Below are 17,303 nucleotides of genomic sequence, written 5' to 3' on the forward strand. Positions count from 1 at the left end.
GCTGCGCCGGGGGCACGGGGGGGGCGGGGGGGGCGGGGGGCGCGCGGGGGGCGCGCCCCCCCCCCCCCCCCCGCCCCCCGCGGGGCGGGGGCGGCCCCCGCGGCCCCCCCCCCCCTCTCCCATGTCCGGCGCCGTACGGCAGGATGTGCGCATGACGAAGGTGCACGAGGACAGCCCCGTACTGCCCACCCAGCAGGACGAGGTGGCCGCCGCCGGGAGCGAGCTGATCGGCGGTCCGCTGGGCCGCTACGCCCGGCTGGGCGGCCATTGGCTGACCCCGGTGCGCGTCGTGGTGCTCGTGGCCCTGGGGATGTTCGCGCTGGGCATGGTGCAGAAGCTGCCCTGCTACGACTGGGCGTGGTTCCGCGGGGCCGGGTCCCAGTACACCCACGCCTGCTACTCGGACATCCCGCACCTCTACGTCGTACGCGGCTTCGCCGACGGGCTCACGCCGTACTTCGACCGGCTCCCCGGCGACATGCAGTTCCTGGAGTACCCGGTGCTGACCGGGGTCTTCATGGAGGTCGCCTCCTGGCTGACCCCGGGCAGCGGCTCGATGCAGCACCGGGAGCAGATGTACTGGATGGCCAACGCGGGCATGCTGATGGCCTGCGCCGCCGTGATCGCCGTATGCGTGGCCCGCACCCACCGCCGGCGGCCGTGGGACGCCCTGCTCTTCGCCCTCGCGCCCGCCTTCGCGCTCACCGCGACCATCAACTGGGACCTGCTGGCCATCGCCCTGACGGCGGCCGCGATGCTCATGTGGTCGCGGGGCCGGTCACTGGCCTTCGGCATCCTGATCGGACTGGCCACCGCGGCCAAGCTCTACCCCGTACTGCTGCTCGGGGCCGTGTTCGTGCTCTGCTGGCGGGCCGGGAAATGGCGCGCGTTCGGTGCGGCGGTCGGCGGCGCGGTCGCCTCGTGGCTCGTGGTGAACCTGCCCGTCATGCTCTTCGCGTGGGAAGGCTGGACGAAGTTCTACACCTTCAGCCAGGAGCGGCCCATCGACTTCGGCTCAGTGTGGCTGCTGATCTCCCAGCGCTCCGGGAACCCGCTGACGGACGCCAACACCTACGCGACGGGCCTGACGCTGCTGCTGTGCGCGGGCATCGGCCTGCTCACGCTGACCGCACCCCGCCGCCCCCGGTTCGCACAGCTGGCCTTCCTGCTCGTCGCCGCCTTCATCCTGGTCAACAAGGTCTACTCGCCGCAGTACGTGCTGTGGCTGATCCCGCTCGCAGCGCTGGCCAGGCCGCGCTGGCGGGACTTCCTCGTCTGGCAGGCCGGCGAGGTCGTCTACTTCCTGGGGATCTGGTTCTACCTGGCCTACACGACCAGTGGTGAAAAGCACCAGGGCCTGCCCCTGGAGGGCTACCAGCTGGCGATCGCGGCCCATTTGCTGTGCACGCTCTACCTCTGTGCCGTCGTCGTGCGCGACATCCTGATGCCCGAGCGCGACGTGGTGCGGCGCGACGGTTCGGACGACCCTTCCGGCGGCGTCCTGGACGGCGCGGAGGACGTGTTCACCCTGTCGCAAACGGCGAAGGCGCCGCAGTACGCGGCGCCTTCGGACGGACGGCGGGTCGAATGGGGCGCGGGCCCCAAGGACTGACTCAGGCGTCGAGCACCCGGTCGAACTGCGTCGTGGTGTGACGCAGGTGCGCCACCAGTTCGTCGCCGACCTTCGGCTCGGGAGAGTCCGAGGGCACGAACAGGATGGACACCTGCATGTGCGGCGGCTCGGCGAACCAGCGCTGCTTGCCCGCCCACACGAACGGCGACAGGTTCCGGTTGACGGTGGCCAGCCCGGCCCGGGCCACGCCCTTGGCGCGCGGCATCACCCCGTGCAGGGCCTTGGGGGCCTCCAGGCCCACGCCGTGCGAGGTGCCGCCGGCGACCACGACCAGCCAGCCGTCGGAGGCGGCCTTCTGCTGGCGGTAGCCGAACCGGTCGCCCTTGGCGACGCGGGTGACGTCGAGGACCGCACCGCGGTACTCGGTCGCCTCGTGGTCGCCCAGCCACAGCCGGGTGCCGATCCGGGCCCGGAAGCGGGTCTGCGGGAACTGCTGCTGGAGGCGCGCCAGCTCCGCGGACTTCAGGTGGCTGACGAACATGGTGTGCAGCGGCAGCCGGGCCGCGCGCAGCCGGTCCATCCAGCCGATGACCTCCTCGACGGCGTCCGAGCCGTCCGGGCGGTCCAGCGGCAGGTGAAGGGCGAAGCCCTCCAGCCGGACGTCCTCGATCGCCGAGTGCAGCTGGCCGAGGTCCTGCTCGGAGATGCCGTGCCGGCGCATGGAGCTCATGCATTCGATGACCACGCGGGCGCCGACGAGACCCCGGACCCCGTCCAGCGAGGACACCGAGCGGATGACCCGGTCCGGCAGTGGCACCGGCTCCTCACCGCGCCGGAACGGGGTGAGGACGAGCAGGTCCCCGCCGAACCAGTCCTTGATGCTGGCGGCCTCGTACGTCGTCCCGACGGCCAGGACGTCGGCGCCCAGCCGAGTCGCTTCCTCGCAGAGCCGCTCGTGGCCGAAGCCGTAGCCGTTGCCCTTGCAGACCGGGATCATCCCGGGGAACTGGTCCTGGATCTGCTTCTGGTGCGCACGCCAGCGCGCGGTGTCGACGTAGAGCGTGAGCGCCATGCCCGTCCGGAGCCTCTCTCGAAAAGCTGCGTGGTGCAGCGGTGCGGTGTGTGGATGGGGCGGTGTGGATCAGCGGCGGGACATGTAGATGTCGAGCGCCTTGTGGAGCAGCTTGTTGAGCGGGAAGTCCCACTCGCCGACGTACTCGACGGCCTCGCCGCCCGTGCCGACCTTGAACTGGATCAGACCGAACAGGTGGTCGTTCTCGTCCAGGGTGTCACTGATGCCGCGCAGGTCGTAGACGCTTGCGCCGAGCGCGTACGAATCGCGCAGCATGCGCCACTGCATCGCGTTCGAGGGGCGGACCTCGCGCTTGTGGTTGGCGGAGGCGCCGTACGAGTACCAGACGTGCTGGCCGACGGTGAGCATCGTGGCGGCGGCCAGCGGCTCCCCCTCGTGCTTGGCGATGTACAGCCGCATGCGGTTGGGGTCCTCGGCGTTGAGGGCCTTCCACTGGCGCTGGAAGTAGACCAGCGGACGCGGGCGGAACTTGTCGCGCTCGGCCGTGATCTCGTACAGGTGCTGCCAGGTCGCCAGGTCCTCGTAGCCGCCCTGGACGACCTCGACACCGGCCTTCTCGGCCTTCTTGATGTTGCGGCGCCACAGCTGGTTGAAGCCCTTGAGGACGTCGTCCAGCGAACGGTTGGCCAGCGGCACCTGGAAGACGTAGCGGGGCTGGACGTCGCCGAAGCCGGCGCCGCCGTCCTCGCCCTGCTGCCAGCCCATGCGGCGCAGCTTGTCGGAGACCTCGAAGGCGCGGGGCTCGATGTGCGAAGCCTCCACGTCACGCAGGCGCTTGACCTCCGGGTCCTGGATTCCGGCCTTGATGGCGGCGGAGTTCCAGCGCCGGATGACGACGGGCGGGCCCATCTTCACGGTGAAGGCGCCCTGCTGCTTGAGGTGGGCCAGCATCGGCTGGAGCCACTCCTCCAGATTGGGGGCGTACCAGTTGATGACGGGGCCCTCGGGAAGGTACGCGAGGTACCGCTTCACCTTGGGGAGCTGGCGGTACAACACGAGGGCGGCGCCGACGAGTTCGCCGGACGAGTCGAACCATCCGAGGTTCTCGGAACGCCACTCGTTCTTCACGTCGGCCCACGCCGGGACCTGGCAGTGGCTAGCCGAGGGCAGACTCTGGAGGTACCCCAGATGCTGCTCTCGGCTGATGGTCCTCAGGGACAGGCTCATGCGGGGCGTCTCCTCCGGCGGCTTCGCTGGCTATGGCGCGAAGCCTACTGCGACAAGGGCACCACCCATCTGGGGGACAGGCCGGGCCTGGGCCGGTGGGAGGCCGGCGCCCCGTCGCGGAGGTACGCCGGTCAGCCCAGCCAGCCGCCGAAGAGCCCGCCGTGCGCCATGCCGAGGAAGAAGCCGATGGCCGACGCGCCAAGGCCGATGATCAGTGCGAAGCGCTCGCGTGTCGTCTCCGAGATGAACTGTCCGTAGGCGCCGGTGAGGATCCCGACCAGCCCGGTCCACGAGCTGAGCAGGTGCAGATTGTGGAAGAACGCCGTGATGAACGCCACGGCGCCGAGGATCAGAGTGACCGCCACCAGGGTGTCCTGGAGCGGATGGGGCTTCCCGTCCGTCGCGAAGAGCGAGATCGACGGGCGCGTGGACTGGGGTCGCATTGCCTGTGCCATCGGAAGGCACCTCCTGGCTGCAGCTGAGCGGTGCTGCGGGCCTGCTCCGGCAGGGGCCGGGGCATAGCACCGAGCACACCCGATGGATACAGATTGTGGCCTCCTGGTGCCGGATTTCAACCGGAAGGAGTCGACCAGGTAGTCTGTACGGTCTGCGCGGTGTCTGCTTGCGGACGCCGTGCGTACGCATCACGACCCTCCTGCCACGGAACGACCGTGGCCGCTGAGTCCAAAGGAGGTGGGTTCCACATGCGTCACTACGAAGTGATGGTCATCCTCGACCCCGATCTCGAGGAGCGCGCTGTCTCCCCGCTGATCGAGAACTTCCTTTCTGTCGTCCGTGAGGGCAACGGAAAGGTCGAGAAGGTCGACACCTGGGGCCGTCGTCGTCTCGCTTACGAGATCAAGAAGAAGCCCGAGGGCATCTACTCGGTCATCGACCTTCAGGCCGAGCCTGCGGTCGTCAAGGAGCTTGACCGACAGATGAACCTGAACGAGTCGGTTCTCCGGACCAAGGTCCTTCGCCCCGAGACCCACTGAACTTCGGTTCAGCGGTAATCGGGACCGAGTAGCAACAGCAGCCCAGCAGCAATCCCCGCCGAGAGGTTCATCCATGGCAGGCGAGACCGTCATCACGGTCGTCGGCAATCTCGTCGACGACCCCGAGCTGCGCTTCACCCCCTCGGGTGCGGCGGTCGCGAAGTTCCGTGTCGCGTCCACTCCCCGCACCTTCGACAAGCAGACCAATGAGTGGAAGGACGGCGAGAGCCTGTTCCTGACCTGCTCGGTCTGGCGGCAGGCGGCTGAGAACGTCGCCGAGTCTCTTCAGCGAGGCATGCGCGTCATCGTGCAGGGCCGGCTGAAGCAGCGGTCGTACGAAGACCGTGAGGGTGTCAAGCGCACGGTCTACGAGCTGGACGTCGAGGAAGTCGGCCCCAGCCTGAAGAACGCCACGGCCAAGGTCGCCAAGACCACCGGTCGCGGCGGTCAGGGTGGATACGGCGGCGGCGGTCAGCAGCAGGGTGGCGGCGGTGGCAACTGGGGCGGAGCCCCCAGTGGCGGCGGTCCCCAGGGCGGCGGAGCTCCCTCCGACGACCCGTGGGCGTCCAGCGCGCCTGCCGGCGGCTCGCAGCAGGGTGGCGGCGGTGGCTGGGGCGGAAGCTCTGGCAACACCGGCGGCTCCGGCGGCGGCTACTCGGACGAGCCTCCCTTCTAGGGCAGCTCGAACCCCCACTTCTTGATTTCACAGGAGAGACACAATGGCGAAGCCGCCTGTGCGCAAGCCTAAGAAGAAGGTCTGCGCGTTCTGCAAGGACAAGACCGCGTACGTGGACTACAAGGACACGAACATGCTGCGGAAGTTCATTTCCGACCGTGGCAAGATCCGTGCCCGCCGCGTCACCGGCAACTGCACGCAGCACCAGCGTGACGTCGCCACGGCTGTCAAGAACAGCCGTGAGATGGCGCTGCTGCCCTACACGTCCACCGCGCGATAAGGAAAGGGTGACCGAATAATGAAGATCATCCTGACCCACGAGGTCTCTGGCCTCGGCACCGCCGGCGATGTCGTCGACGTCAAGGACGGTTACGCTCGCAACTACCTGGTCCCGCGTGGTTTCGCGATCCGCTGGACCAAGGGTGGCGAGAAGGACGTGGCGCAGATCCGCCGCGCCCGCAAGATCCACGAGATCGCGACCATCGAGCAGGCCAACGAGTTCAAGGCCAAGCTTGAGGCCGTGAAGGTCCGTCTGGCCACCCGTGCGGGTGACGCCGGCCGTCTCTTCGGTTCCGTCACGCCGGCCGACATCGCCACGGCGGTCGAGGCTTCCGGTGGCCCGAAGGTCGACAAGCGTCGCGTCGAGCTGGGCTCCCCGATCAAGACCCTCGGTTCCTACCAGGTCTCCGTGCGTCTGCACGCCGACGTGGTCGCGAACGTGGGCGTCGAGGTCGTCGCCGCCTAAGGGCTGCGCATGAAGGGCCGCACCCCCACGGGGGTGCGGCCCTTCGTCGTTCTCGCGATGTTTCACGTGAAACATCGCTAGCGAGTCGCCCCCGCGATCAGCCAGCGGCCCGAGCGGGTGCGCAGCTGGAGGGTGACCATCCGGACCAGCATCATCAGGGTCATGGCGCACCAGAGGGCCGTCAGGCCCCCTCCCAGGGCCGGTACGAGCAGGGCGGCCGGGGTGAACACGGCGAGGGTCAGCAGCATGGCCCAGGCCAGGTAGCGGCCGTCGCCGGCGCCCATGAGGACCCCGTCGAGGATGAAGACGATGCCGGAGACGGGCTGGGAGAGGGCCACCACGAGCAGGGCGGGCAGCAGGGCGTCCTCGACGGCGGGGTCGCTGGTGAAGAGCGGGATGAACACCGGACGGGCCGCGATCACCAGGACGCCCAGGACGATGCCGGAGACGATCCCCCACTGCACCATCCGGCGGCAGGCGGCCTTGGCCCCCTCGGTGTCCCCCGCGCCGAGGTAGCGGCCGATGATGGCCTGCCCGGCGATCGCGATCGCGTCGAGGGCGAAGGCGAGCAGGCTCCACAGGGAGAGCAGGATCTGGTGGGCGGCGATGTCGGCGTCGCCGAGGCGCGCGGCGACGGCGGTGGCGATCAGCAGGACGGCGCGCAGGGACAGCGTCCGGACCAGCAGCGGGACACCGGCCTGGGCGCAGGCCCGGATCCCCGCGGCATCGGGGCGCAGGGAGGCGCCGTGCCGGCGGGCGCCGCGGACGACCACGGTCAGGTAGGCGGCGGCCATGGCGCACTGGGCGATCACAGTGCCCCAGGCGGAGCCGGCGATGCCGAGGCCCGCGCCGTAGACGAGGGCGGCGTTCAGGCCCGCGTTGAGGGTGAAGCCGCCGATGGCGACGTAGAGCGGGGTCCGGGTGTCCTGGAGGCCGCGGATGACTCCGGTGGCGGCGAGCACCATGAGCATCGCCGGAATGCCGAGGGCGGAGATCCGCAGATAGGTGATGGCGTACGGGGCGACGGTGTCGGAGGCGCCGAAGAAGGAGATCAGGGAGGGCGCCGTGGGCAGCACCACGGCGATGACGGCCGCGCCGAGCAGGAGGGCGAGCCAGATGCCGTCCATGCCCTGGCGGATGGCGGCCTGGAGGTCGCCGGCGCCGACGCGGCGGGCCACGGCCGCGGTGGTGGCGTAGGCGAGGAAGACGAAGACGCTCACGGCGGTGGTGAGCAGGGCCGCCGCGATGCCGAGACCGGCCAGCTGGGGGGTGCCGAGGTGCCCCACGATGGCGCTGTCGGCCATCACGAAGAGGGGTTCGGCGACGAGCGCGCCGAAGGCGGGGAGGGCGAGCGCGAAGATCTCGCGGTCGTGCCGCCCGGGGGCAGCCTTCGGTGCTGTGGGGGCCTGTCTCATGTGCTCAACCTAATCTTCCACAGGTAATGGATGCAACCCTCTTTGGATCCTTACCGTTGCGTCGATTCGCGCACTCGTCGCGCCTCATTGGAGGCGATCTTGAAACAGTGGCGAAGAATTTTCTCACCCACAGTCAGTGGAAGGAGAAATTGCAGGTCAGGTGGGATGGCAGGGTGGGTCTGGTGATTTTGTCCACAGCGCCGTCCCCCGGTCCGTGCACAGCTTCGGGGGAGTTACCCACAGCATTGGCGCCGTCATCCACATCTCATCCACACAGCCTGTGGATAACAAGATTGGCTGACGCCGCTCTCGGCCCTACCGTGGTTCGATGTCCGACTCGCCGACAGCCGATTCGGGTGCCCCAAATGTCAGAGCCGTGTCGTAGAAAGAGTGGCACGGCAATGTCCGCCTTGCGGACGGGAGGAGGTGGCCCGGTGAGCATGCCCGAGCCCATGGACGACCCCTGGGCCGACAGCGGTCCAGGTGACCGTCTGCCCGCCCGTTCGCGCCGTAACGGCGAAGGCCGCGGCCGCGGGGACGAAGAGCAGGGCCGAGGCCGCGAGGGAGGCTCCTGGGACGGTGGAGGCGGCGGCTTCGAGCGCGTCCCGCCACAGGACCTCGACGCCGAGCAGTCCGTCCTGGGCGGCATGCTGCTGTCCAAGGACGCCATCGCCGATGTGGTCGAGGTGCTCAAGGGCCACGACTTCTACCGCCCGTCGCACGAGACGATCTACCAGGCCATCCTCGACCTGTACGCCAAGGGCGAGCCGGCCGACCCGATCACCGTCAGCGCCGAACTGACCCGGCGCGGTGAGATCAGCAAGGTCGGCGGGGCTCCGTACCTGCACACGCTGGTGCAGTCCGTCCCGACGGCGGCGAACGCCGAGTACTACGCCGAGATCGTCCACGAGCGGGCCGTCCTGCGAAGGCTGGTCGCGGCCGGTACGAAGATCACGCAGATGGGCTACGCCGCCGACGGAGACGTCGACGAGATCGTCAACAGTGCCCAGGCCGAGATCTACGCCGTCACCGAGCAGCGGACCTCCGAGGACTACCTGCCGCTGGGCGACATCATGGAAGGCGCCCTCGACGAGATCGAGGCGATCGGCTCGCGCAGCGGCCAGATGTCGGGCGTTCCGACCGGCTTCACGGACCTGGACTCGCTGACCAACGGTCTGCACCCCGGTCAGATGATCGTCATCGCGGCCCGTCCCGCCATGGGCAAGTCCACCCTCGCGCTGGACTTCGCCCGTGCCTGCTCCATCAAGGCCAACCTGCCCAGCGTGATCTTCTCCCTCGAAATGGGGCGCAACGAGATCGCGATGCGCCTGCTTTCGGCGGAGGCCCGGGTGGCCCTGCACCACATGCGCTCGGGCACCATGACGGACGACGACTGGACCCGGCTGGCCCGTCGGATGCCGGACGTCTCCGCGGCCCCCCTCTACATCGACGACTCCCCGAACCTGTCGATGATGGAGATCCGCGCCAAGTGCCGCCGGCTCAAGCAGCGCAACGACCTCTCGCTCGTCGTCATCGACTACCTCCAGCTGATGCAGTCGGGCGGCTCGCGCCGCCCCGAGAGCCGTCAGCAGGAGGTTTCGGACATGTCCCGAAACCTCAAGCTGCTGGCCAAGGAGCTGGAGGTGCCGGTGATCGCGCTGTCCCAGCTGAACCGTGGTCCCGAACAGCGCACCGACAAGAAGCCGATGGTCTCCGACCTGCGTGAATCCGGCTCGATCGAGCAGGACGCCGACATGGTGATCCTGCTGCACCGCGAGGACGCGTACGAGAAGGAGTCCCCCCGCGCGGGCGAGGCGGACCTGATCGTGGCGAAGCACCGTAACGGTCCGACGGCGACCATCACCGTGGCCTTCCAGGGTCACTATTCGCGGTTCGTGGACATGGCCAACACGTAGCATCCGCCCCATGGATGCCACATCTGAAGATCTTGTCCTCCTCCCCGAGACCCGGCGTGCGCTCCTGCGCCGGATCGCCGTCGCGCAGCGCGAAGGCCGGGCGCCGTCCCTGGTGGCGGCAGTGGTGCGGGGCGCGGAAGTGGTCTGGGAGGGTGCCCGGACCATGGTCCCGGGGCACGGACCCGACGGGAACGTCCAGTACCGGATCGGGTCGATCACCAAGACGTTCACCGCCGTTCTGGTGATGCGCCTGCGCGACGAGGGGCTGCTGGCGCTCGGTGATCCGGTGGAGAAGTTCCTGCCGGGCACGGGCGTCGGAGAGGTGACCATCGGCCAGCTGCTCTCCCACACCGGCGGGTTGGCGGCGGAGACGCCCGGCGAGTGGTGGGAGCGGACGCCGGGCGCGACGCGGCCGGAGCTCTCGGACGTGCTGGGCGAGCAGCCCTTCCGTTCCGAGCCGGGCCGGCGCCACCACTACTCCAACCCGGGCTACACGCTTCTGGGTTCGGTCGTCGAAGCGGTGCGCGGCAAGTCGTGGGAAGAGGTGCTCCGGGCCGAGGTGCTGGAACCGCTGGGGCTGGCGCGCACGACGGCGCGGCCGCAGGCACCCGCGGCGGGCGGCTGGGCGGTGCACCCGTGGGCGGACGTGATGATGCCCGAACCGGCAGAAGACCTGGGGCTCATGGCCCCGGCCGGTCAGCTGTGGTCCACCACCGGTGACCTGGCGCGGTTCGCGGCCTTCCTCGTACGGGGCGACGCGCGCGTGCTGAGCGCCGAGTCGGTCCGGGAGATGCGGACGTCGGCCACTCCCCCGGAGCCGGGTCTCGCCGACCTCGGCTACGGGCTCGGGATGCAGCTGACGCAGCACGGCGAGCACAAGCTCGCGGGGCACACCGGCTCCCTCCCGGGCTTCGTGGCCTGCCTGTGGCTGAGCGAGGCCCAGGACGTGGCCGCGGTGGTGCTGGCCAACTGCACCTCGGGGTTGCCCGTCTCCACGCTGGCCGCCGATCTGGTGGCGATCGTCGCGGAGGCCGAGCCGCGCATTCCCGAGCCGTGGCGGCCGCTCCGGGAGGCCGATCCGGTCGCGCTGGAGCTGTGCGGCCCTTGGTACTGGGGCACGTCGGCGCAGGCCGTGCGGCTGACCTACGACGGGTTCCTGGAGCTCGGCCCGGTAGGAGCCAACGGGCGCTCCGCGCGCTTCCGGGCGGAGCCGGACGGCAGTTGGACGGGGCTGAACGGCTACTACGCGGGCGAGTCGCTGCGGGCCGTGCGGCGGCCGGACGGGTCGGTGAGCCACCTCGACCTCGGCTCGTTCGTGTTCACCCGCGAGCCGTACGACACACAGGCTCCGGTCCCCGGCGGGGTCGACCCGCAGGGCTGGCGGGGCATCGGCTAGCGCGCCCGGGGCCGGCAGGCCGGGCCGCCTACGCGGGCCCGGCCTACGCGGCTCGGTTTCAGAGCTGGAGCTTGAACCCGAGATGGGAGCCGGTGAAGCCGAGTCGTTCGTAGAAGCGGTGGGCGTCGGTGCGGGCCATGTCCGAGGTGAGCTGGACGAGGTGGCAGTTCTCGGCACGGGACTTTTCGATCGCCCATTCGATGAACCGGGTGCCGAGGCCGCTGCCGCGCTCGTCCGCATGGACGCGTACGCCTTCGATGATCGAACGCGTGGCCCCCTTGCGGGAGAGTCCGGGGACGATGGTCAGCTGGAGGGTGCCGACGACACGGCCCGCTCGGACGGCGACGACCACGTGCTGGTGCGGGTCGCCCGCCAGCCGCTCGAACGCCGCCACGTAGGGCGAGAGGTCGTCCGGGGACTCCCGGGTCATGCCGAGCGGATCGTCGGCGAGCATCGCGACGATCGCGGGCAGATCCTCCTCGAAGGCCGGGCGAATGATCAGGTCGGAGTGTTCTTCGGAGTGTTCTCCGGTCATGGCTTGGCGCTCCTCGCTCACCCTGCCGCCACGGTGAGCGGGGCCCATCGGCGGGTCCAGTCACCGGGCAGGCCGGGGATGTTCCGGGTCATGACGGCATTGAAGGCTACGGAGGCGAGGCCCCGGTCCTTGAGCCAGCCGAGCAGCTCCTCGTGGCGGACGTCGACATCGGTGCGCAGGGGCCGGTCGGTGGCGGCGGCGAGTGCGGTGACCAGAGCCTGGGCCGTGGCGGTGTCCCGGGCCACCAGCGGCCCGATGACATGGGTCTCCATGTTCGGCCAGATGGCGCCGTAGCCGATCAGCTCGCCGGCGGGGTCCTCGGCGACGAGCAGCCGGTCCGTGAAGGCGGGCAGCCGGAGGATCAGATGCGTCCGGTCGGTGCCGAAGACCTCGCCGTCCAGCCGCAGGATCCGCTGGATGTCCTCGGCGGTGGCCGGCCGGACCGGGACGCTGCCCGGCGCGGGCACGCCGGCATCCGGGCGGAAAGCGCCCCGGAGCATCTCGGCACGCCCCGTGGTGTCGAAGCCGAGCTCCTCGTAGAGGGGGCGGCCGTACGGGGTGGCGTGCAGGGTGAGAGGAACACCCTTGAGGACGTCGTCACAGACGTAGGTCATCAGGTGTCTGCCCAGACCCCGGCGGGCATAGCGGTCGGCGACGAGGACCATGCCGATGGCGGCGAGTTCGGGATTTCCCTGGTCGGGGCCGTACCGGGTGACCACGCAGACCGCGGCGAGCCCCCGGCCGTCCGGGGCTTCGATGCCGTAGCCGTGGCCGGAGGCGAGCAGGAGCCCCCACTTGTGATCCTCGCGGGGCCAGCCGCGGTCTTCGGAGAGATCGGCGCAGTGGCGGAGGTCGTCCACGGTCAGTGCGCGGATCGGCAGGGAGGCGAGATGCGTGAGATGGGGTGGTGTCACAGCCCCAGACTGGTTCATCGACTGGGGCTCGGTCCAGGGGATTTGGGCTGGATGTTTCACGTGAAACATCCAGGTGGGGGCGGTGGAACCGGCCGATGTTTCACGTGAAACACGCTGTTTCACGTGAAACGGAGCCACTAGCCTCGATGACTATGACCCTCCTGCACCTCTTCGACCTCGACGGAACGCTGATGTACGGATCGGCGGCACCCGTCGAGATCTCCCGTCAGCTCGGGCTGACCGACGAGATCGGCCGGCTGGAGCGGGCCTTCGCGGCGCAGGAGATCGGACCGCACGAGTTCTCGTTGGCCGCCCAGAAGCTCTGGAAGGACCTGACCCCGGCACACGTCCGGGCCGCGTTCGACGGGGCGCCCTGGATATCGGGCATCCGTGAGGTGTGGCAGGAGATCCGGGAACGCGGGGACTACTGCGCGGTGATCTCGCTGTCGCCCTCGTTCTTCGTGGAGCTCCTGCTGGAGTGGGGCGCGCACGCCGCGCACGGTTCGGTCTTCCCGGAGGTTCCGTTCACGCGGCCGGTGGACATGGCCGGAATCCTGACGCCGGAGGGCAAGGTGACCGTCGCCGACCGGCTGTGCGCGCGGTTCGGGGTGGAGCGGAGCGACTGCGTCGCGTACGGGGACTCCGGTACCGACGTGGCGCTCTTCGAGGCCGTCCCGCGCTCGGTCGCGGTCAACGCCCGGCCGTATCTCGCGGAGAAGGCCACGCACGTCTACGAAGGCCGCGATCTGCGGGAGGCATACCAGCTGGCAGGGGTGGAGCGCACGGGAGTTGAGGCATCTTAAGGGGAAAGTGGGTTCGAAACGCGGATTTCCCGCATTTCCCCGCAAGCTCTGGGGCGGACTGGCACGCTGTGAAACCCGGAACCACGGATTCGAAGGCCGTGGCGTGTGCAGACCTACCGAGATGCTCGAAGCGAGGCACCGCATGGACGCTCCGCCCACCGGATCGGCAAGACGGAGGACCGCCCGGATACCGTCCGGGGGCAGTGCGCCAGAGGCCTCTCCCGCACCCTCCCCCGATGCCGTGCTCATCCGCCGGACCCTTGAGGAAATCGCACCCGTCGCCGACAAGGTGACTTCTTATTTCTACGCCCTGGTGTTCACGGCCCACCCGGACCTGCGGGGGATGTTCCCCGCCGCCATGGATGCCCAGCGGGACCGGCTGCTCAAGGCGCTGCTGACCGCCGCCGAGCACATCGACCATCCCGAGGTGCTCACCGCGTACCTGAGCCGGCTCGGCAGCGGGCACCGCAAGTACGGCACCCAGCCCGGCCACTATCCGCCGGTGGGCGAGGCCCTGATCGGGGCACTGGCCCGGTACGCCCAGGACACCTGGGGGCCGGAGACGGAAGCCGCCTGGGCGCGGGCGTACACCGCGATCTCCCAGATCATGATCGACGCGGCGGCCGAGGCCGGGACCAAGGCGCCGCCGTGGTGGCACGCCGAAGTGGTCTCCCACGATCTGCGCACCTCGGACATCGCGGTGCTCACCGTCCGCCCCGACCAGCCGTACCCGTTTCTCGCGGGCCAGTACACGAGCCTGGAGACACCGTGGTGGCCACGGGTCTGGCGGCACTACTCCTTCGCCTCGGCCCCCCGTGCGGACGGGCTGCTGTCCTTCCACGTCAAGGCGGTCCCGGCGGGATGGGTCTCCAACGCGCTGGTGCGGCACGCCCGGCCCGGCGACGTACTGCGGCTCGGACCGCCGGCCGGTTCCATGGTGGTCGACCACAGCACCGACAACGGCATGCTGTGCCTGGGCGGCGGCACGGGCATAGCCCCGATCAAGGCGCTGATCGAGGACGTCGCCGAGCACGGGGAGCGGCGCCCGGTAGAAGTGTTCTTCGGAGCGCGCAGCGACAACGACCTCTACGACAAGGACACCCTGCTGGGCCTGCAGCGCTCGCATCCGTGGCTGTCGGTGCGCCCGGTGGTGTGCGCGGACGGACTGGCGGGGCAGCTGCCGGAGGCCGTCGGTGCGCACGGGCCCTGGAGTTCGTACGACGCGTTCGTCTCGGGACCGGCCGCGATGATCCGCAGCGGGGTGGACGAACTGAAGAGGATCGGGATTCCCATGGAGCGCATCCGCCACGACGAGGTGGAGGAACTGGCGGGCGTCGCCGGCTGATTCCGGCCGGCGCCCGCCATCGGTCCGGAAGGTCAGCCCAGGTCGGGGGCGTGCATCGCGCGCACGCCCTCGATGTTGCCGTCGAGGTAGTGGCGCAGGGACAGCGGGACGAGGTGGACGGCGGCGATGCCGACGCGGCTGAAGGGCACGCGGACGATCTCGTACTCGCCCTCCGGCTCGTCGATCTCGGGTCCGTGGCGCTGGCTGGGATCCATGGATTCGAGGTGGCAGACGAAGAAGTGCTGCACCTTGACGCCGGTCACTCCCCGGTCGGCGATGTGCTCCACGGTGTCGACGAAGCAGGGCACCACATCGGTGATCTTCGCGCCGAGTTCCTCGTGGAGCTCTCGGTGGAGGGCGTCGACGACGGTCAGGTCCGAGGGCTCCACTCCCCCGCCGGGGGTGAGCCAGTACGGGTCGACGCCGGGCTTGGTGCGCTTGATGAGGATCAGGTCGTCACCGTCGAGCAGGATCGCGCGGGCGGTGCGTTTGACCACGGGACGTTCGGTCATGGGAGAAGAGTGGCCCAGACTTCCGCTTCTGAAACGCATGCCGGGGAAATGCGCCGGGGCGCGAGCCGGGCGGTCCGGGTCACCGGGCGGGAGACCCGGACCGCCTCGCGGAAGGCCGCTCAGGCCGTGGAGCCCGCCACGTCGAGGGCCCGCAGCACGTCCGCGACCAGGTCCGCGGTGTCCTCGGCACCGGCGGAGAAGCGGATGAACCCCTCCGGCACGGCGTCGCCGCCCCACCGCCCCCGCCGCTCCGCGGTGGACCGCACCCCGCCGAAACTCGTGGCGTCCTCGACGAGGCGCAGGGCGGCCATGAACCGTTCCGCATGCGCGCGGTCGGCCAGGGTGAAGGAGACCACCGATCCGAAGCCCCGCATCTGGCCCGCGGCCGTCTTGTGGGACGGATCCGAGGCCAGGCCCGGGTAGCGCAGCCCCGAGACGTCCGCGCGGCCGGAGAGGGCCTCGGCTACGGCGAGCGCGTTGGCCCACTGGCGGTCGGTGCGCAACTGGATGGTGGACAGGGAGCGGTGGGCGAGCCAGGCCTCCATGGGGCCCGGGATCGCGCCGATCACCTTGCGCCAGCGGCGGATGCCCGCGGCGAGTCCGGCGTCGCGGCAGACGACGTAGCCGAGCAGCAGGTCGCCGTGGCCGGTGAGGCCCTTGGTACCGCTGGCCACCGAGAAGTCGGCGCCGAGCTCCAGGGGGCGCTGGCCGAGCGGGGTCGCGAGGGTGTTGTCCACGGCGACCAGGGTGCCGCCCGCGTGCGCCGCGTCCACGAGGCGCCGGACGTCACAGACGTCGAGCCCGGGGTTGGAGGGGGTCTCCAGCCACAGCAGCCGGGCTCCGTCGAGGACAGCGAGCTGGCCGTCCCCGCCGGTGGGGGCGGTGCGCACGTGGACCCCGTACGCCTCCAGCTGCTCCCGTACGAGGGGCAGGGCCTGGTAGCCGTCGTCGGGCAGGACCACGGTGTCGCCGGTGCGTGCCTGGGAGAGCAGGACGGCGGAGACCGCGGCCATGCCGGAGGCGAAGACGACGGTGTCCACACCGTCCTGGCCGGGGGCTTCCAGTTCCCCGATGGCCCGCTCCAGCAGGGTCCAGGTGGGGTTGGTATCGCGCCCGTAGGTGTACGGGCCCTCGACGTCGCCGGGGAGGTGGAAGTGGGCGGCGAATACCGGTCCGGGCAGCGTCGGCTCGTTCTTGGCCGGCTCGGGCAGACCGGCGCGGACGGCGACGGTGCCGTCCCCGAGCCGCTCCGCCCGTGCGGGAACGCTGTCGGGTGTGCTCATCGAGTGGGCTCCTTCACGGCTTCGCGTACGGCGTCCAGCAGGCCGGGGCCGGCCGCCTCGACCAGTTCCAGGCACTCTTCGAATCCGGCGAAGGGCCCGTAGTAGGGATCGGGTACGTCGCCCCCCGAGGCTGTGGCCGCGGGGTCGTAGGAGCGCAGCAGCCGGACCTTGGCGGCATCCTCCGGCGTGGGAGCGAGCGCCTTCAGGTCGCGCAGGTGCCCGGCGTCGAGTGCGATGACGAGGTCCAGGCCGGCGAACCAGGAGGCCCGGAACTGCCGGGCCCGGTGGGCCGACTCGTACCCGGCGGCCTCCAGGACGGCGACGGTGCGCGGATCGGCGCCGTCCCCCTCGTGCCAGCCGCCGGTGCCCGCGCTGTCGACCTCGACCAGGTCCGCGAGCCCGGCGTCGGCGACGAGGGAGCGGAAGACGGACTCGGCCATGGGCGAGCGGCAGATGTTGCCGGTGCAGACGAAGCACACGCGGTACATGGGCGCCCGCGTCAGTTCTTGTCGGGCAGGACCATGTTCACGGCCCAGGAGACGATGGAGATGATGAGGGCGCCGACGACCGCGGTCCAGAAGTTGTCGACGTGGAAGCTGAGGTCGAACTGCTTCGCCAGCCACGAGGTCAGCATCAGCATCAGCGCGTTCACCACGAGGGTGAACAGGCCGAGGGTGAGGATGAAGAGCGGCAGGGAGAACAGCTTCACCACCGGCTTGACGATGATGTTGACCACGCCGAAGATCAGCGCGACCAGGATCAGGGTGAGCGTGCGGCGGCCCATGCTGCTGCCGTCGTCGAGGGTGATGCCCGTGAGGAGCCAGATGGCGACGGCGAGGGCCGCGGCGTTGGCCACTGTCTTGACTACGAAATTCGTCATGTGTCTGATCGTTGCAGAGATGATCCCCGTGGAACATCAGCTGATCTGCGGATGG

General features: G+C 69.9%; 19 protein-coding genes. 9 read left to right on the forward strand and 10 right to left on the reverse strand.

Annotated features, from left to right (window positions below; all coding sequences use genetic code 11):
- Nucleotides 1–151 precede the first annotated feature (151 nt).
- Nucleotides 152–1,612, forward strand: coding sequence for a glycosyltransferase family 87 protein (locus ACFXDJ_RS00525; RefSeq protein ID WP_384847422.1), 1,461 nt, complete (start codon nucleotides 152–154; stop codon nucleotides 1,610–1,612).
- A gap of 1 nt (nucleotide 1,613) precedes the next feature.
- Here the strand turns inward: ACFXDJ_RS00525 and ACFXDJ_RS00530 are convergent, their stop codons facing one another.
- The 3 genes from ACFXDJ_RS00530 to ACFXDJ_RS00540 all read right to left on the reverse strand — a co-directional run bounded on the left by ACFXDJ_RS00530 (nucleotide 1,614) and on the right by ACFXDJ_RS00540 (nucleotide 4,288).
- Nucleotides 1,614–2,645 (reverse strand): alanine racemase, encoded by a 1,032-nt coding sequence (locus ACFXDJ_RS00530; protein WP_384654705.1) that lies wholly within the window; start codon nucleotides 2,643–2,645, stop codon nucleotides 1,614–1,616.
- Between the two features lie 69 nt (nucleotides 2,646–2,714).
- A complete protein-coding gene (locus ACFXDJ_RS00535; RefSeq protein ID WP_330297423.1) occupies nucleotides 2,715–3,833 on the reverse strand; it encodes a peptidoglycan bridge formation glycyltransferase FemA/FemB family protein in 1,119 nt (372 codons plus the stop codon).
- Between the two features lie 131 nt (nucleotides 3,834–3,964).
- Complete coding sequence (locus ACFXDJ_RS00540; RefSeq protein WP_384654708.1) at nucleotides 3,965–4,288, reverse strand: hypothetical protein; 324 nt, start codon at nucleotides 4,286–4,288, stop codon at nucleotides 3,965–3,967.
- A gap of 249 nt (nucleotides 4,289–4,537) precedes the next feature.
- On the opposite strand from ACFXDJ_RS00540, the gene rpsF reads away from it, so the two are divergent.
- From rpsF to rplI, 4 genes are all read left to right on the forward strand, one after another.
- Nucleotides 4,538–4,828, forward strand: a complete 291-nt coding sequence (rpsF, locus tag ACFXDJ_RS00545; RefSeq protein WP_004950685.1) for a 30S ribosomal protein S6 — start codon at nucleotides 4,538–4,540, stop codon at nucleotides 4,826–4,828.
- 73 nt (nucleotides 4,829–4,901) lie between these two features.
- Nucleotides 4,902–5,504, forward strand: coding sequence for a single-stranded DNA-binding protein (locus ACFXDJ_RS00550; protein ID WP_384654711.1), 603 nt, complete (start codon nucleotides 4,902–4,904; stop codon nucleotides 5,502–5,504).
- 43 nt (nucleotides 5,505–5,547) lie between these two features.
- The gene (gene rpsR, locus ACFXDJ_RS00555) at nucleotides 5,548–5,784 is read left to right on the forward strand and encodes a 30S ribosomal protein S18 (RefSeq protein ID WP_005315025.1); all 237 of its coding nucleotides are present in this window, start codon (nucleotides 5,548–5,550) and stop codon (nucleotides 5,782–5,784) included.
- Between the two features lie 18 nt (nucleotides 5,785–5,802).
- Nucleotides 5,803–6,249: a 50S ribosomal protein L9 gene (gene rplI, locus ACFXDJ_RS00560; protein ID WP_330297420.1), complete on the forward strand. Its 447-nt coding sequence runs from the start codon at nucleotides 5,803–5,805 to the stop codon at nucleotides 6,247–6,249.
- A gap of 77 nt (nucleotides 6,250–6,326) precedes the next feature.
- Here rplI and ACFXDJ_RS00565 read toward each other — a convergent pair whose 3' ends face one another.
- Nucleotides 6,327–7,664 (reverse strand): MATE family efflux transporter, encoded by a 1,338-nt coding sequence (locus tag ACFXDJ_RS00565; RefSeq protein WP_384654715.1) that lies wholly within the window; start codon nucleotides 7,662–7,664, stop codon nucleotides 6,327–6,329.
- A gap of 452 nt (nucleotides 7,665–8,116) precedes the next feature.
- Between ACFXDJ_RS00565 and dnaB the strand changes: the two genes are divergently transcribed.
- Both dnaB and ACFXDJ_RS00575 read left to right on the forward strand, forming a co-directional pair.
- Nucleotides 8,117–9,580, forward strand: a complete 1,464-nt coding sequence (gene dnaB, locus ACFXDJ_RS00570; protein WP_384654742.1) for a replicative DNA helicase — start codon at nucleotides 8,117–8,119, stop codon at nucleotides 9,578–9,580.
- A gap of 10 nt (nucleotides 9,581–9,590) precedes the next feature.
- Nucleotides 9,591–10,976 (forward strand): serine hydrolase domain-containing protein, encoded by a 1,386-nt coding sequence (locus ACFXDJ_RS00575; RefSeq protein ID WP_384654718.1) that lies wholly within the window; start codon nucleotides 9,591–9,593, stop codon nucleotides 10,974–10,976.
- A 58-nt stretch (nucleotides 10,977–11,034) separates the two neighbouring features.
- Here ACFXDJ_RS00575 and ACFXDJ_RS00580 read toward each other — a convergent pair whose 3' ends face one another.
- A complete protein-coding gene (locus tag ACFXDJ_RS00580; protein ID WP_384654721.1) occupies nucleotides 11,035–11,511 on the reverse strand; it encodes a GNAT family N-acetyltransferase in 477 nt (158 codons plus the stop codon).
- A gap of 17 nt (nucleotides 11,512–11,528) precedes the next feature.
- The gene (locus tag ACFXDJ_RS00585; protein ID WP_384654724.1) at nucleotides 11,529–12,425 is read right to left on the reverse strand and encodes a GNAT family N-acetyltransferase; all 897 of its coding nucleotides are present in this window, start codon (nucleotides 12,423–12,425) and stop codon (nucleotides 11,529–11,531) included.
- Between the two features lie 152 nt (nucleotides 12,426–12,577).
- On the opposite strand from ACFXDJ_RS00585, the gene ACFXDJ_RS00590 reads away from it, so the two are divergent.
- Both ACFXDJ_RS00590 and ACFXDJ_RS00595 read left to right on the forward strand, forming a co-directional pair.
- Nucleotides 12,578–13,228 carry an HAD family hydrolase gene (locus ACFXDJ_RS00590; RefSeq protein ID WP_384654745.1) on the forward strand — a complete coding sequence of 217 codons (651 nt, stop codon included), beginning with the start codon at nucleotides 12,578–12,580 and terminating at the stop codon, nucleotides 13,226–13,228.
- Nucleotides 13,215–14,573 (forward strand): globin domain-containing protein, encoded by a 1,359-nt coding sequence (locus ACFXDJ_RS00595; RefSeq protein ID WP_384654727.1) that lies wholly within the window; start codon nucleotides 13,215–13,217, stop codon nucleotides 14,571–14,573. The genes ACFXDJ_RS00590 and ACFXDJ_RS00595 overlap by 14 nt, the downstream gene beginning before the upstream one ends.
- 32 nt (nucleotides 14,574–14,605) lie before the next feature.
- Here ACFXDJ_RS00595 and ACFXDJ_RS00600 read toward each other — a convergent pair whose 3' ends face one another.
- From ACFXDJ_RS00600 to ACFXDJ_RS00615, 4 genes are all read right to left on the reverse strand, one after another.
- A complete protein-coding gene (locus ACFXDJ_RS00600; RefSeq protein ID WP_214947426.1) occupies nucleotides 14,606–15,085 on the reverse strand; it encodes an NUDIX domain-containing protein in 480 nt (159 codons plus the stop codon).
- Nucleotides 15,086–15,204: 119 nt separating this feature from the next.
- The gene (locus ACFXDJ_RS00605; RefSeq protein WP_384654730.1) at nucleotides 15,205–16,368 is read right to left on the reverse strand and encodes a cystathionine gamma-lyase; all 1,164 of its coding nucleotides are present in this window, start codon (nucleotides 16,366–16,368) and stop codon (nucleotides 15,205–15,207) included.
- Nucleotides 16,365–16,856 (reverse strand): low molecular weight protein-tyrosine-phosphatase, encoded by a 492-nt coding sequence (locus ACFXDJ_RS00610; RefSeq protein WP_384654733.1) that lies wholly within the window; start codon nucleotides 16,854–16,856, stop codon nucleotides 16,365–16,367. The genes ACFXDJ_RS00605 and ACFXDJ_RS00610 overlap by 4 nt, the downstream gene beginning before the upstream one ends.
- Before the next feature lie 11 nt (nucleotides 16,857–16,867).
- Entirely contained in the window at nucleotides 16,868–17,248 is a 381-nt protein-coding gene (locus ACFXDJ_RS00615; RefSeq protein WP_384654735.1) for a phage holin family protein, read from the reverse strand.
- Between the last annotated feature and the right edge of the window lie 55 nt (nucleotides 17,249–17,303).

Origin of the sequence: Streptomyces sp. NPDC059443, assembly GCF_042750105.1 — a bacterium.
Taxonomy (GTDB): domain Bacteria; phylum Actinomycetota; class Actinomycetes; order Streptomycetales; family Streptomycetaceae; genus Streptomyces.